Consider the following 14,554-nt stretch of genomic DNA (forward strand, 5'->3'; position numbering starts at 1 on the left):
GTTCGGGTCGAGCACTTCTTTTAGACAATCATTGCAGGTGGCGATGTCGGGAAGAATTATTGTTGAGATTTGACCCTCTGCCTCGCTGTGCCTGATTTCGAAGGTGGTTAAGCCTTCGGGTTTGAAGTAGAGGGTTTCGATGTTATGAATAAGTGCTCGTGGGGGAACTTCGTTTTTGAAGCGCTCCATGAAGGTGTCTAGAACCGTGCGCTCACCTTCTACCTCGATAAAAAGGCCTTGGCAGGAGTTATTGACCCAGCCGGGAAGTCCCATTTCGGTAGCGAGGCGGTAAACATAAGGACGCATGCCGACACCTTGAACGGCGCCGTGAACAACTGCTCGCAATCGCTCAATTTGTTTCTCACCCATCATTCACTGACCCTGCCTTCCGCTGTTCAGGGAGCTTTTCCTTTAGATAGGTGTACCAATCATCCATGCCTAGTCCGGTACGCGCTGACAACTCGAAAATGGTCGCTTTCGGCGCTACGCGTCGAATATTCGTTAAAGCTGCATCTCGATCAAATCCGCAAACTTCGGCGATGTCAACTTTGCTGACGATTACTACCTGCGCCGAATGAAAAACAACTGGGTATTTCAGAGGTTTGTCCTCACCCTCGGTGACAGAAAGCATTACCATCCGCATATCTTCGCCTAAATCATAAGAAGCGGGGCAGACCAGATTGCCTACATTCTCGATAATAAGTAAATCAGAAGGTCGCGGGGTAAGCGTTTCATAAGCTTTGGACACCATATCTGCATCGAGGTGACAGATACCGCCGGTAGTGATTTGGGTTACAGGGGCGCCTTTGTCACGAAGGCGTTTGGCATCGTTATCGGTCTCTAAATCGCCGACAATCACTCCCATCTGCAGCTTGCCATTCAGGTCTGTGAGCATTCTTTCGAGAAAAGTAGTTTTGCCAGAGCCTGGGGAGGAAAGCACATTCAGCACGAACACCCCATCGCTTTTGAACCGAGCGCGGTTGCGTTCGGCTAGCTGATCATTCTTCCCAAGAACGGCTTCCTCTATTCGAAGGACTCGATGGCCCATTTGCTCAGACACTCTATGACACCTCGATGTGGGTGAGTTGTAGTTCCTGCCCCTGGCGAAGCTCACCAGTGGGCTTGCCGCATTGCGGACATTCATAACTGAACTCACCAGGCTCAAACTCGCTATTACAATTAGGACAATAGCATGTGACGGGGATTAGTTCTATCTCTAGTACGGCATCAGCCGCGATAGTATTTCGCACGAGAGCCTCGAAAGCGAACTCCAAAGCATCAGGTACTACCCCTGATAATGCGCCCACTTTCATCCCTACTTTGTGTATTCGCGTTGCGTTCTGATGCTTTGCGTTATCAAACACAATTTCAAGCGCGCTTTCCATCAATCCGACTTCGTGCATACAAAAATTTTACCTTAAGCAAAGCTAATAATGCAGACGGAATTTGAAAAGCGGTAGATCTTCACGGATTAGATTAATAATGAAAGAATAGTATTTGATATAAGGAAGAACTAGATCATATTTGCTTAATACTATTGTAGTGATAACATCGTGTGATGCTGGTGTCTGGCTTGTTCTGTGATGATTCTCATGTTTAGAACAGTGAAATTACTAGAAAATCAATTAATTTGTCTCAAATAGCGAATTGCATGTTAAAATGGGAATTAGTACTGTATGTCTTCTCGTAAAGGAATATTGAGAGATACTGTTTGGCGGTTAGGCATTAACAATAGAATGTGGCCCAGGGATGGCCGGAGTTTAGTGCTCCAGGGTGGAATATGAGTGATTTCATAGTTGGTAAATGTTATAAGACGGGATTGGACAATTCTTATCTGTCCAATCGATTTGCGTTAACTTCCAACCCAGTTATTGTTAAAGAACCCAACGAGCAACTGGTGTTTGATCCAAGTTCCATTCTTACTACTACGTCCTATACGGGCTGTCGTTTAAATACGGCATCTGATTGGGAAGCTAAATCTTTATTGGCACGATTTGTGCATATCTTAGATTACTGAAGAAAAATTTAATTTTAAATTGATCTTATTCTCTATTAGCAAGCGACGAAACGGAACTTTTAAGCGTACTGAAAATTAGGTTTGTTTTAGTTCGAAACTTAAAATAGATTTCAAGAGATCAATAAAGAATATTGAAGGGTGGTATGAGTAGTGTTAGTCAGTCAGATATTGTTAATCGCAGTCTTGATAATCGCTGTCGTAACAGATGTTCGATACGGCAAGATTAAGAATTGGCTGACTTTACCTGCAATCGCCATCGGGCCGTTAGTTCATTATGCTGAAGGCGGAAGCAGTTATGCTTTATCTAGCCTGGAAGCAATCGGGGTCATGTTGCTGGCATCACTGGTGTTAAAAACCTTTGGCCCGTTTGGTTGGGGAGATACCAAGCTTCTTATGGCTGTAGGTTCGCTTGGCGGAATGGCGCTGGTGAGAGATAGCTTATTGTGTACGGCATTAGCGGGTGGGTTGCTATCGATTTTCTATCTAATGCATCGACGTATGGCCGGTGATATGGCAAAACGAATTGCAAATTTTATATGGCTCAAAATGATTTTCGGCGCTGGTTCGTTGGATGGGGTCCGAACCGGGATTAAAATGCCTTATTCCATAGCGATCGCTGTGGGTACAGTAGTGGCAGTATTCCTGCCGCGATAGCCTAGAAAACTAATACAGAACAAGGAGCAGAACATGTTGAACAAAATGAGAAACATTCTCAAAGACGAAGAGGGCGCAACGATGGTCGAGTACGGTTTAATGCTCGCGTTAATTGCTGTAGTCGTTATTGGCGTTGTTACCCTTATTGGAACAGACCTCAATGCTAAGTTCACTGCAGTTGATGCTAGTCTCAAGTAGGAAACAAAGACGGTAATACGACCGTTCTTTAATGCTGTACACTAGCGGGCGGCAACCCCGCCCGCTAGTACTCTAAGATAAAACCGATACAGAGAGGCGACGACATGGAAGCACGTCATAATAAGATATCGCGATCGCATCGCAGGCGTGGGGCTGTGCTTGTAGAGGCCGCTTTCGTTATACCAATACTGATCTTAATGGTTTTTGGGATGATTGAGCTGGGGTCAGCGATAAAAGACTCGCTCGCCCTCAATCAAATTGCGCGCGAGGCGGCAAGATCATACGCCGTTGGCAAACCGCCGGTTATCATTGATCTGGCAACAAGCTATGGTATTAAAAACCCTAACACAGTGAGTGTGACCTACCTTGTTAATCCCAGTACACCTGGTGAGCAGGTTAAGATTACACTGTCCTACCCGCATACGCCAATTGTCTGGGGTAGTACGATAACACTTAACTCATCAATGGTAATGCGGCGAGAGTAGATTTTAACCCATTAGATGTTTAATAGAATAAACGGCGCGGTTTCATTTTTGTTGCTATTCTTGCTGGTTGCCGTTGTCGGTATGGGAAGCATTTAGCTGTAAACAATATCCAAGAGTTGTGATAAGTTTGGTTTTCAATTACCGCTGACTTAAAATGGTATTATAAAGGTTGTTGGGTTATTGTTTTTTCTGCAAAGAAGCGTTCGGCGGCGAGTTTAAAAGTCATTTTGTCACTGCTCGCTTGGGTGGGGGGTTATGCTTAATTACGGTGCTATTACCCTTAAAATGACTCTTTGTTTGGTCAAGTAAAATTTTTTAACTTTTTTTGAAGGAGAATGTAAATGCAAAGTAATACGACTAAGAAAGCGGTCCTAGTTGTGGCGCTTGTTTTGGGACTTGTGACTAGCTTGCTGGTGTATAAGTACATCAAGAATATGGAATTCAAACAAAATGAGCTTAGAGCGGATGTAGTGGTGGCGGTTCAGGATATTGAGCCGCGAACAATTATTGATGCACGCATGCTTGTGATTAAAAACTTGCCCCACTCCGAAATCCCAAAAGATGCTTTTACAAAAATTGAGGATGTTGCGGGTAAGGTCGCAATGGTTCATTTGAGCAGTAACACCGCCATTAGCCAAAGCAGTATTGACGTTAAGGGACTTGAACTCGGGTTGTCATATACAATTCCTCCAAATATGCGCGCCGCTACGATCGGCATCACGCCAGTCACTGGCGTAGCAGGTTTCCCCAAAGCTGGAGATCATGTTGATGTCATAGCTACTTTCGAACGCCAGGACTATACAGTGGCTAAGACAGTGATTCAGAACGTGCAACTCCTTGCGTTGGGGTCAAAGCTTCAAGATGAGAGCATGAGTAAAGAAGGCCGTAAGCCGGAGATTACTCCTAATGACACAGCTACTCTTCTTGTAACTCCACGCCAGGCAGAAATTTTAGCTTTATCGGAAGCTAAAGGCAAACTAAGGCTTATATTGCGGTCCGCTGGCGATCAAACGATGGTTAATAATTCAGGCGCAACAATGAACAACGAATCTTCAATTGCGCCGGAGACTCAAAAGCCCTCGCAGTCCATATTGGTCTCAAATAGACCTGTTAATGTTACAAAACCACCTGCACCGCCAAAGATCAAACCCCAGACCAGTATTGAAGTTATAAGTGGTAAAGAAATTACGAGGGTAATCGTTAAGGGCAACACGAAAAATAAATAGTATCAGTTAACTATACAGCTATTCCTGACAACGAAGTTGTTTTAGGAAGGGCTGTATAGGATTATATAATCCCTATACATTAGTAATCCGGTCAAGAAGACCGGGTTACTCGGAAGGAAAGGATGGATAAAATGCGTTTTCAATCTAAGTATGGCTGGATGACGCTTGTCATCATATGTGCGATGTTTTCAACTACTATTTCGGTTAATGCTTCCAAAATCTCAGGTGTAGAGCAGAAACCGTTGATGTCTATCAGTCAATCTTTTCAAAGAAACACTGTGGCTTTACAACTCATGCAAATGTTATATAAACCGGTGTTAACACCAACAATCAACGCAAAGAATACTGTCGATCGCACCAGCAATTTAACAATCATGCCTGGGGAATCGGAAGTGCTCAAAGGCCGCAATATTACCCGTACTTCAGTAAGCGACCCAACTATAGTGGATATCGTCCCAGTATCCACCTCTGAGATTTTGGTCAATGCCAAGATGGTCGGCGTTACTACGATACGAGTGTGGGATGCACAAGGTGTGGCAACTTATAAAGTTACGGTTACCAAGCCGCCCCTCAGCCCTGAGGAACTCTCTGCTGATCTTGAAAAGCAGATTGGGATTTCAACCATTTTTGTGAAGATTGCCGGTGATACAATCATTCTCAGCGGAACCGCGCCGACGAATGACGATTCCTCCAAGGCAGCCAAAATTGCCGGAACATACAGCGCGAAAGTATTGAATCTGATTACGGTCGAAACTGTATCAGTTGAAAATTTTATAGCGTCGTTGAAGGCCGCTTTACCGAATGAGGATTTAACCTATGAAGTATTACCGGATAAAACCGTTTATATTCACGGTACGTTAGTATCGATTGATAAGGCTCTTCAGGTACAAGATGTTATCCGTGCATGGATCGGAAGTCCCGAACCCCTTCCGGGTGCAATCCAGACAAATAATAACTCTACGGGTTCCCAAGAGGCACTTCCTGATTCAGTTGATCAGAACCGCACTTTCGCGAGAGAATCTCAGTCTGGTGATGTGGTGGTTAAAGATGAATTTTCATTCACTCGAAAAGTTTTTGGCGGACGTATTCTAAATGGTCCGCGCGTGGTTGTGATGCTTGAAATCAACCCAGCGCTTGCTACGCAGGTTCTGGTAAATGTTCAGGTGATCGAAATTAATAAAGGCATGCTCAAGCAGCTTGGGGTTGAATGGTCTTCCTTTGTTGGAGGCATCGCCTCACCGCTCTTCTCATTGTTTGAGGATAGAGAAATAGTGCCATCGGATGAGGCTGGGTCCTTCTCTCGATCAGGACTTTCTGCCCAGGTTACCGCTTTAGTGGATGATAATGCCGCTAAAATACTCTCCCAACCAAGGATTCTGATAGCTGACGGCCACTCCGCTAATATTCTAGTCGGCGGTGAATTCCCCATTCCAATGTCTCAGCAAGCTGGTGAGATTTCAATTCAATTCAAGACCTTTGGTATTCAACTTGCCGTTCGGCCAAAGATTATGCCAGGTAACCGCATTCTATTAACCCTTACTCCTGAGGTAAGCAGCCTAGACTTCGCAAATGGTATCAAGACCAGCAGCATATTAATCCCTGCCATTCGAACAAGGCGTGCTACGACCACGGTTCATGTAATGGCTGGCCAGACATTGATAATTGGCGGACTGATTTCCAGTGAGGATGCAAAGGCTGTTTCCAAAGTACCACTACTAGGCGATATCCCTGTCATCGGCGAACTCTTCAAGAGTACACGTTTCCTTAAGAACGAGACGGAGCTGGTTATAATGGTTACCCCTACTACAGTAGAAAACAGTTCAACGGAGTCAGTTATCAAAGCAGACAAATAGTCTGTGGTGTTAGGAGTTAGTGATAGTAATGCGGAAGGGCAAAGTGCGAGTATTGATAGCTGCGAAAGATCGCGAATTACGCGACCATTTACGTAGGCTTGTACTCGAATTTGGAGAGTACGAAGTCACAGGTTCTGCCATTGACGGGCAAGAAGCTGTGCAGCTATCGGTAATGCTCAAACCGGACATTGCGCTTGTAAACGCCGACCTGCCGATTTTTAATGGGCTGGAAGCGTCCGAGATGATTAGTTTGGCAGTACCAGAAGTACGTACCGTACTGCTTGGAAATGGTCAACCGGATGCCCAGTTTCTGCAGGAGGCGATGAAAGCAGGTCTTCGCGCCTATGTGCCTTACCCGTATGATGCTCCGGTCTTACTCAAAACATTAGAGTCCGTGATCTCAATCAATAAGCGGCTTGATACCCCCCAATATCAAGCCGCGACCGACCCTACTCAGATCCCTAAGCTAATAGTCGTCACAGGCGGCAAGGGAGGCATTGGAAAGACCACCATGGCTGCGAGCATCTCCGCTTGTCTTGCTAAAAAGTATAAAGGCAAGGTGGTGCTGTTCGATCTCTACACCCAGTTCGGCGATGTGTCGACCATGCTTGACCTGAAGCCGCAAAGATGTCTGTCCGATGTGACCGCTGTTACGAATGAGATTGATCTGGAAACACTTGAAAGTTGCATGGTAACTCAAGAGGACACAGGGTTAAAGGTGCTGGTGTCGTCGCTTATTCCTAAAGCAATCGATGCCGTTAGCGCAGAACAGGTGGAAAGCACAATCTACGCTCTAAAGCAAGGCTACACCTATATTGTTGTAGATCTACCGCCCGTTTTGCATGCAACCACTCTCTACGTATTGGCTAACTGTAACCGACTTTTTGTTATTACGAATATGTTCGACTTGCCGACTTTAAGGAATGCAAGAGAGCTATTGGATAAAGTGGTAGGCGATTATGTGTCGGCAGATAGGGTTTCTGTTATTGCCAACCGAGTTTCTAAATACGACGATCTTCGCTTGAGCGATGCTGAGAGCGTCCTGGGGCGACCCTTTGCAGCTAAGGTTCCAAACGACCGAAGGCTGGTTAAGTCAATCAATCAGGGAGTACCTTTTATGGTCGCCTATTCAAAAAGCCCCATGGCAGACGTAGTCGAAAGCATTACAAGCGAGATTATTCAAGAAAACTCTGTGCGGAAGGATTGACATGAACAACGACATAAATGGAAAAGACGGAAAACATTCTCTTGAGCCGAATGCTACAGCAGCACAAGCATTTACTCCGAATGAGATCGTAGAACTCATTTCTCGTGTTCACAGCCAGATAATGGATCAGGTTGAAGCTGATGAACTTCAAAGGCTTACTTCTGACCAGAAACTTAGTCGAGCGAAAGATGTTCTAACGAGCATAATGAAAGAGGAGGGTCTTTTCCTTCCTCTTAAGCTATGTCGCCAAATAGAAAACGAAGCGGTAGCGGAAATCTCTGGTTTTGGCCCAATCCAACCGCTCCTTGATGATCCAACGATTACTGAGATAATGGTCAATGGACCGAACAAGATATATGTAGAACGCGACGGCAAGTTAAGCCTCACGGACAAAGTATTTAAAGATGACGCTCATGTGCTGCGGATAATTGAGCGTATCATTATGCCGCTGGGACGACGGATTGATGAAGGCTCGCCTATGGTAGATGCCAGACTTCCTGATGGTTCTCGTGTCAATGCGATTATTCGCCCCCTTGCAGTTGATGGCCCCATGCTTACAGTCCGTAAATTTGCAAGAGTGCCCTATGAAGCGGATAATCTTATCGCTTTTGGCACGTTTTCACCAGAGATGATCCAATTCCTTAAGGCCTGCGTTGAAGCCAAGATAACGATTTTGGTTACAGGAGGGACGGGGAGCGGCAAGACCACCACACTTAATGTCCTTAGTTCCTTTATCCCAAATAATGAGCGTATTGTTACCATCGAAGATGCGGCGGAACTTCAAATGCAGCAAGACCATGTAGTGCGGTTAGAGAGCCGCCCGCCGAATTTGGAAGGGCGTGGGGAAGTAACTATAAGGCAGCTAGTAAGAAACTCGCTCAGAATGCGGCCGGACCGCATAATCGTGGGTGAGGTTAGAGGTGGGGAAGCGCTCGATATGCTTCAGGCGATGAACACCGGGCACGAAGGCTCCATCTCAACCCTTCACACCAACAGTCCAAGAGACGCCCTTTCCCGACTTGAAACAATGGTGCTGATGGCGGGAACAGAATTGCCCTCGCGGGCAATCCGCGAGCAGATTGCTTCCGCTACTGATCTCATCGTTCATCAGGACCGTCTTAGGGACGGGACAAGAAAGGTTACGTCAATAGCTGAGGTTCAGGGTATGGAAGGCGATATCATCGTAATGCAGGAAATCTTTATTTTCGAGCGGCAAGGTGTATCTGCTGATGGCAAGATTATAGGAGAACATAAAGCTACAGGTTTAAGACCACAATTTATGCGTAAACTAGCCGAAGATGGTATTGAATTGCCAACGGATGTGTTCCGGCTGGAGACACATGGGAGGAGATGAGATGCTATTTGTTGCCTTAATGACCCTAGGTATAACCGTTCTGATATATCTCGTTTATCTCATTATTGATCGCACGTATTTTCAACGGATTCGAGTACGACAACGAATGGCTTACTTAAAGGGCAAGTTTGTCCTGCCGGCTGATGAAGAAGCAGATGCGGTGGTCTCTGAAGAGGAAAGGTTTCCCACCTTAGCCAAGTTTATTGCCGGCAAGACATATACCGATAGACTTCTTATGCAGTTATTGCGGTCAGGGGTGAAGCTACGTCCGAGCGAATATGTGGGTTTCGTGTTCGGCTTAGCACTGTTCCTAGCGTTATTGTCTACATTGTTCACTAGGAATATCGGAGCACAATTACTTGGTATATTTGTTGGTTTGGTATGTCCTTACTATTATTTGAAAGCAATGGAAGCGCGGCGTTTGGTGACATTCAACCGGCAGATCCCAGATGCTTTATCACTGATGAGTTCAGCTATCCGTAGCGGTTTCAGCTTCCAAAGAGCGATGATGTTGGTTGCTGAGGAGTTACCAGATCCAATAGCGGAAGAATTTCGCCGCTTTAACAACGAAACGAGTGTTGGTCTCCAAACTGATACAGCCCTTTTGCGTATGGGAACAAGAGTTCCAAGCTACGATTTGCAGTTAGTGATTACGGCAATTATTATCCAACAGCAGACCGGCGGCAATTTGTCCGAAATAATTGACAAGATTTCTGAAACAATACGCGAGAGGATTCGCATAGAGGGGGAGGTAGCAGCACTTACTGCTGAGGGTAAGATATCGGGCGCAGTTTTGGTACTGCTACCGATTGGTCTGGCAGTTGTCATTTCCCTTGTAAATCCGAGTTACCTCAAGCCGCTTCTCACCGATCCCCTCGGAAATATGATCATCCTAATTGCTATCGGTATGCAGGTGCTAGGCGCTATCATTATTAATAAAATGTTGGTTTTGGACTTTTAGGGGAGCTATTATGACGATAATTATCTTCATCCTGTGTTTGACAACGGTTTTTTTGTTGGTTATTGGTATCGCAATGAAGAGCGAGCAAGCTATTATTAATGACAGGGTAAATGCTCTCAGATTATCTCTGGATGAGGACATCAGAAAGGTTGTACCTGAATTAGCCACTCCCTTTTTCGGACGCTTTGTAGGTCCTGCTCTACGGAAGTTGATGGTTGGTCTATCAAAACTCATGCCTACCAATACGGCATCCATCGCCGAAAAACTCGAGCAAGCGGGCCATCCTTGGCACTTACAGCCGCTTGAGTTCATAGGTATTAAAGCGTTATCAGTCATTGTGTGTATGCTTGCCGGTATAGGTATTGTTATTCTACTCAATGAGCCACCTTTGCAGAAGACTGTAATTTTGATATGCGCTTTCATAATCGGTTATGCTATTCCTGATTTTGTTCTGCATTCAGCTATTCAGGATCGCTACCGGTTAATTCGCAAGGCTCTTCCTAACAGTTTGGACCTATTGGTCGTATGTGCTGAGGCTGGGGTTGGTTTCGATGCTGCCATGGCAAAGTACGTAGCGCGCACAGAAGGCCCCTTGGCATATGAGTTCAATCGTGTGCTTCAGGATATTGCTATTGGGAGGTCGAGGGTTGATGCGATGAAGTCTATGGCTTCACGTGCCAAGCTTCCTGAATTAATCACTTTTACCGCTGCTATCAGACAAGCGGATATGCTTGGCGCAAGTATTGTGCAGGTGCTGCGGGTTCAAGCCGATAACATGCGTGTATCAAGAAACCTCCGAACCCGAGAAAATGCAGCCAAACTCCCCGTCAAATTACTTTTCCCATTAATTTTCTGTATATTTCCAGCTATTTTTGCTGTTCTACTAGGTCCAGCAGTAATCCAAATAGGCAAAGCCCTAGGCATAATGGGAAAGTGATAGGTGTCGCTAATAGCGTTATCAAATCAGTAAGTGTTCAATATAATATTCGATGAAGCTATTAACGTCCGAAGAGAACCCATGTGAGGTAGATTACGTAGACGAGACCGCCGAACATTAGGCTGCTGGGAGTGACACGCCCTTTAACTTTCAACTGAAGCCAAACAACACCTGCCGCCAATAACGCAGCCCCGGCGCTTACTAACGCTTCAGTATTTAATATCCATTCAGTGCAAATTATCCCTACCGCCGGCACAACACTGCTTTGGAAGACCATCGCGCCACTGATATTGCCCAAAGCAAGCGTATCTTTTCCTTGCCGAACCCATAAAATTGAGTTCATCTTTTCAGGCAACTCTGTTGCAATGGGAGCAATAATAAGCGCGAGGATGAAAGCCGGTAGGTGAAGGATCAGTGCGAGATGTTCAACTCCTGATACAAATATCTTGGCTCCAACGATAATCAAAGCTAAACCTACCGCAGTCTGTAGAAAGACATAATGTTTATGAGGATCATCATGGCGTTTGAACATAAACAGCGGATCTAAACTATCCTCTTCGATTTCAGTTTTTGTGCCTCGATGCGAGAATGTGATACGGATGTAGATCAAATAAAGAAGAACCAAGCTGAAAGCAACTATCCATCGGATAAGGGGCAGGAAATGAAACCAGGAAACAGAAATTGCTAGCAGGTAAACAATGAAAAAGAACTTCAAATCACGTCCCAATACAACGTGATCGACGTTCATCGTTGGTTTTCGGCGTCCTTTTCTACTAAAGATGATAACTGAAAGGCCAGTGAGAAAGAATGCTAACGTAGCTAACAACAAAGGAGCGCCTAGAATTGCTCCAATGCCGATTTCCGAAGCTGTATTGCTGCCTTTTGCAGAAATAAATGCGACGATTGGAATAAGAGTTTCAGGCATAGCTGTACCTACACCGGCCAAGACACTGCCGACAGCGCCTTCACCTAAGTTAAACTTTCTTCCAATCCACTCTACGCCCTGAGTAAAAAGGTGACAACCGAAGAGAATGATGAAAAGACTAATGAGCAGTAGAAGGATGTCAAGCATTTTCACCCTTTTGTATGTCAGGTGTTTTCATAAAGAAAAGGCTCATAACAAAGGCAATAGTAAGCGAAGCCGCACAAGCTAGGAATGGCGCATAGTGGTCATTAATCCATGGAAGCATTGACCAATGGATAAACGTATTACTGTAAAGGAACCCACCGACTAGACTTCCAAGTAAAAACCCAATTCCCTGGCATGCCATTACAGCTCCTAAATAGGCTCCGCGCCGTCGAGGATCAACTTCACTAATAGCCGCTAACCAAGCAGGAAGTGAAATTAAAAATCCAAGACCGATAAAGCAAGCGACAATAAGAACAACGGTTGTGTTAGGAATAAGAGATATCGCCCACATTCCCAGAGCGCCGACACCTAAGCCAATCTGCATAGACAATGCTCGGCCTAGTTTATCGGCTAACTTTCCAACAGGGACACTTAATACCGCCATTGCAATAGCAGGCGGCATTACGAGAGCGCCGAACTGAATTTCAGATAAATGATACTCATCCAGCGCAAAGAGTTTGACCACAAGTACCGGAATACCTATTGCAAAATAAGTTATAAACGAGAGAGCAATATATTTTGGTATTCGCCGCGCATTTTCAAGTAGCGCTTTTATACTAATCGAACTTTCCAACTCTGCCAGCGGATGTGACTCATCGCTCACGCTTCTGAGATGAGCCAGTGATTTATTGCTCGGAAGAATACTCAAGCCTACAATAACGGCAACGCTAAACAGGAACGCTGATGCATAAAAGGAAGCGTAGTCGGAATGGAATAAGTGGTTAACCGTTCCGCCAATCAGTGGACCAAAAGCAATTCCGAGCATGTAAGTAACGTTCAGTAAACTCATTGCGCTGGCACGTTGGCGAGTTGGTACCGCTTCACCCATTGTCGCAAACGCTACCGGCCACAACATTCCTGCTCCCAAACCGTCCAAAGCTCTTAATGCTGCAAAGATGAATGCAAGGGAAGCTAAATCTAAACCCATATGTAAACGGGCATAACCAACAAGAAGTGTCAGCAGGGAAGTGAAAATTGAAATGGCTGGACCGCCAACCAAAAACAGCTTTCGACCAAAACGATCACTTAAATGCCCCATAGGCGACTTAAATAGGGCTTCCGAAAGAAAATACACACCGACGATGAGCGCCATGGTGCCTGCAGGGTAGCCAATAGTTTTGGTGAGAAACACGGGCATGCAAGAGATGTTCAGGGTGGCATAGCCAAGCTCAGCGCATGCTGCCATGGCCATAAGAGACACCATGATGCGTCGCCGAATACGCTCCGGCGACGCACTTACTGGACTATCTTCTTGCCGTGGTGGCAGTTTATCTGGCGCCATTTTAGTTACTGACATTGGTTAAAGCCATTATTTGATGGTGAGATCAATTAGCTCTTCTCGCCCTGTCTCTGTGGACTTGTAAATGGCATCAAAGATGGCATTCAACATGAAGCCTTGTTCGCCTGGGACTTGTGAGGGTTTCCCCTCAAGTATTGAGTCGACAAAAGCCGCAATTTCATCGCTATATTGGTTCGACTCACCGAGACCACATGGTTCCATATTGTAGAGTTGCATGTTGTCTTCGGTAGCAATTTTGAGTTGGCTGGGATCGCCGGGAACGGAATAAACACCGCTCTTGGTTCCCATAAGCTCAGTTGCGAAAACATCCTTGCTGATGTTGGCGCAGAAGCTGGATTCGAGGATTACAGTTGCGCCGTTATCAAAACGAATCATACCAACTGCAAAGTCTTCAACTGTGAATTTCTTATAGTCCCACTGGCCCATGAGGCCAACAACATCTCCACGTTTACCGAACTTTTGATAAGTCATACCGCTAGCGGATACGGCTTTAGGATATCCCATACAGTACAAAGTATAGTCAAGGATGTGGACGCCGATATCGATGAGAGGCCCGCCACCCTGCTTGTCTTTATCAATGAAAACTCCCCAACCGGGGATACCACGTCGTCGAAGGGCTTGTGCGCGAGCAAAATAGATGTCGCCCATGCGTCCTTCACTAACATATTTATGAATAAATTTTGCTGTTGAAGTAAATCGATAGTGAAGACCGACTTGAAGCAACCTTTTGGTATCTTTAGCGACTTGGACCATTTTGCGAGCTTCTTCACCAGTTCTGGCTAACGGCTTCTCACAAAGTACGTCCTTGCCGGCTTTCAATGCGTCGATAGTCGGTTGCATATGTAAAAAGTTGGGTGTACAGACGCTTATGGCATCGATTTCATCCATCTTTAGCATTTCTTGATAATCAGAAAACACGTGCTTTACGTTAAATTTTTCAGCGGCCTCTTTCGCGCTATCAGCGTTAATATCGGATATTGCGATAATCTTACACTTTTCGGGTAGTTTGGCGTACCCCGGCATATGGGCGTTTTGGGCGATACCGCCCGATCCTATTATTCCAATTCCTAATTTCTTTTTAGCTTTCGACATCTGCAGAACTCCTTCACGTAGATATACTTTCGATATTATACCCATCTTTTAATTTGGCTAGACCCGAAGTAAGAGCTCAGAGATGTTTTAGGTAAAACGAACTAGTCAGCCAGGTTTTGTCACGGTATACTTACCGTATAC

The 14,554-nt window shown here is 45.3% G+C and carries 15 protein-coding genes; 9 read left to right on the top strand and 6 right to left on the bottom strand.

What is annotated here, in order from left to right; genetic code table 11:
• The 3 genes from WCO51_02765 to hypA all read right to left on the bottom strand — a co-directional run.
• Nucleotides 1–372: acylphosphatase (locus tag WCO51_02765; GenBank protein ID MEI6512178.1), on the bottom strand; the 372-nt coding region annotated here is incomplete at its 3' end.
• Nucleotides 362–1,060, bottom strand: coding sequence for a hydrogenase nickel incorporation protein HypB (gene hypB, locus WCO51_02770; GenBank protein ID MEI6512179.1), 699 nt, complete (start codon nt 1,058–1,060; stop codon nt 362–364). The genes WCO51_02765 and hypB, both read right to left, overlap by 11 nt.
• A gap of 1 nt (nt 1,061) precedes the next feature.
• Entirely contained in the window at nt 1,062–1,403 is a 342-nt protein-coding gene (gene hypA / locus WCO51_02775) for a hydrogenase maturation nickel metallochaperone HypA (protein MEI6512180.1), read from the bottom strand.
• Between the two features lie 764 nt (nt 1,404–2,167).
• Between hypA and WCO51_02780 the strand changes: the two genes are divergently transcribed.
• The 9 genes from WCO51_02780 to WCO51_02820 all read left to right on the top strand — a co-directional run bounded on the left by WCO51_02780 (nt 2,168) and on the right by WCO51_02820 (nt 10,892).
• Nucleotides 2,168–2,671, top strand: a complete 504-nt coding sequence (locus WCO51_02780; protein MEI6512181.1) for an A24 family peptidase — start codon at nt 2,168–2,170, stop codon at nt 2,669–2,671.
• Between the two features lie 33 nt (nt 2,672–2,704).
• On the top strand, nt 2,705–2,869 hold the full coding sequence (locus tag WCO51_02785; protein MEI6512182.1) for a Flp family type IVb pilin: 165 nt from the start codon (nt 2,705–2,707) through the stop codon (nt 2,867–2,869).
• 104 nt (nt 2,870–2,973) lie between these two features.
• A complete protein-coding gene (locus WCO51_02790) occupies nt 2,974–3,354 on the top strand; it encodes a TadE/TadG family type IV pilus assembly protein (GenBank protein MEI6512183.1) in 381 nt (126 codons plus the stop codon).
• Between the two features lie 341 nt (nt 3,355–3,695).
• Nucleotides 3,696–4,580 carry a Flp pilus assembly protein CpaB gene (gene cpaB, locus WCO51_02795; protein MEI6512184.1) on the top strand — a complete coding sequence of 295 codons (885 nt, stop codon included), beginning with the start codon at nt 3,696–3,698 and terminating at the stop codon, nt 4,578–4,580.
• 131 nt (nt 4,581–4,711) lie between these two features.
• Complete coding sequence (locus WCO51_02800; GenBank protein MEI6512185.1) at nt 4,712–6,433, top strand: pilus assembly protein N-terminal domain-containing protein; 1,722 nt, start codon at nt 4,712–4,714, stop codon at nt 6,431–6,433.
• 28 nt (nt 6,434–6,461) lie between these two features.
• Nucleotides 6,462–7,640 (top strand): AAA family ATPase, encoded by a 1,179-nt coding sequence (locus WCO51_02805; protein MEI6512186.1) that lies wholly within the window; start codon nt 6,462–6,464, stop codon nt 7,638–7,640.
• Nucleotide 7,641: 1 nt separating this feature from the next.
• A complete protein-coding gene (locus WCO51_02810; GenBank protein ID MEI6512187.1) occupies nt 7,642–8,994 on the top strand; it encodes a CpaF family protein in 1,353 nt (450 codons plus the stop codon).
• A 1-nt stretch (nt 8,995) separates the two neighbouring features.
• Complete coding sequence (locus WCO51_02815) at nt 8,996–9,955, top strand: type II secretion system F family protein (GenBank protein ID MEI6512188.1); 960 nt, start codon at nt 8,996–8,998, stop codon at nt 9,953–9,955.
• A 10-nt stretch (nt 9,956–9,965) separates the two neighbouring features.
• On the top strand, nt 9,966–10,892 hold the full coding sequence (locus WCO51_02820) for a type II secretion system F family protein (GenBank protein ID MEI6512189.1): 927 nt from the start codon (nt 9,966–9,968) through the stop codon (nt 10,890–10,892).
• 61 nt (nt 10,893–10,953) lie between these two features.
• Here the strand turns inward: WCO51_02820 and WCO51_02825 are convergent, their stop codons facing one another.
• From WCO51_02825 to WCO51_02835, 3 genes are read right to left on the bottom strand one after another with little or no spacing between them, the layout of a single operon-like run.
• Nucleotides 10,954–11,964, bottom strand: a complete 1,011-nt coding sequence (locus WCO51_02825) for a sodium:calcium antiporter (GenBank protein ID MEI6512190.1) — start codon at nt 11,962–11,964, stop codon at nt 10,954–10,956.
• A complete protein-coding gene (locus tag WCO51_02830; GenBank protein ID MEI6512191.1) occupies nt 11,957–13,318 on the bottom strand; it encodes an MFS transporter in 1,362 nt (453 codons plus the stop codon). The genes WCO51_02825 and WCO51_02830 overlap by 8 nt, the downstream gene beginning before the upstream one ends.
• 12 nt (nt 13,319–13,330) lie before the next feature.
• Entirely contained in the window at nt 13,331–14,413 is a 1,083-nt protein-coding gene (locus WCO51_02835; GenBank protein ID MEI6512192.1) for a Gfo/Idh/MocA family oxidoreductase, read from the bottom strand.
• Between the last annotated feature and the right edge of the window lie 141 nt (nt 14,414–14,554).

The sequence above is a fragment of the bacterium genome, assembly GCA_037131655.1.
Lineage (GTDB): Bacteria > Armatimonadota > Fimbriimonadia > Fimbriimonadales > JBAXQP01 > JBAXQP01.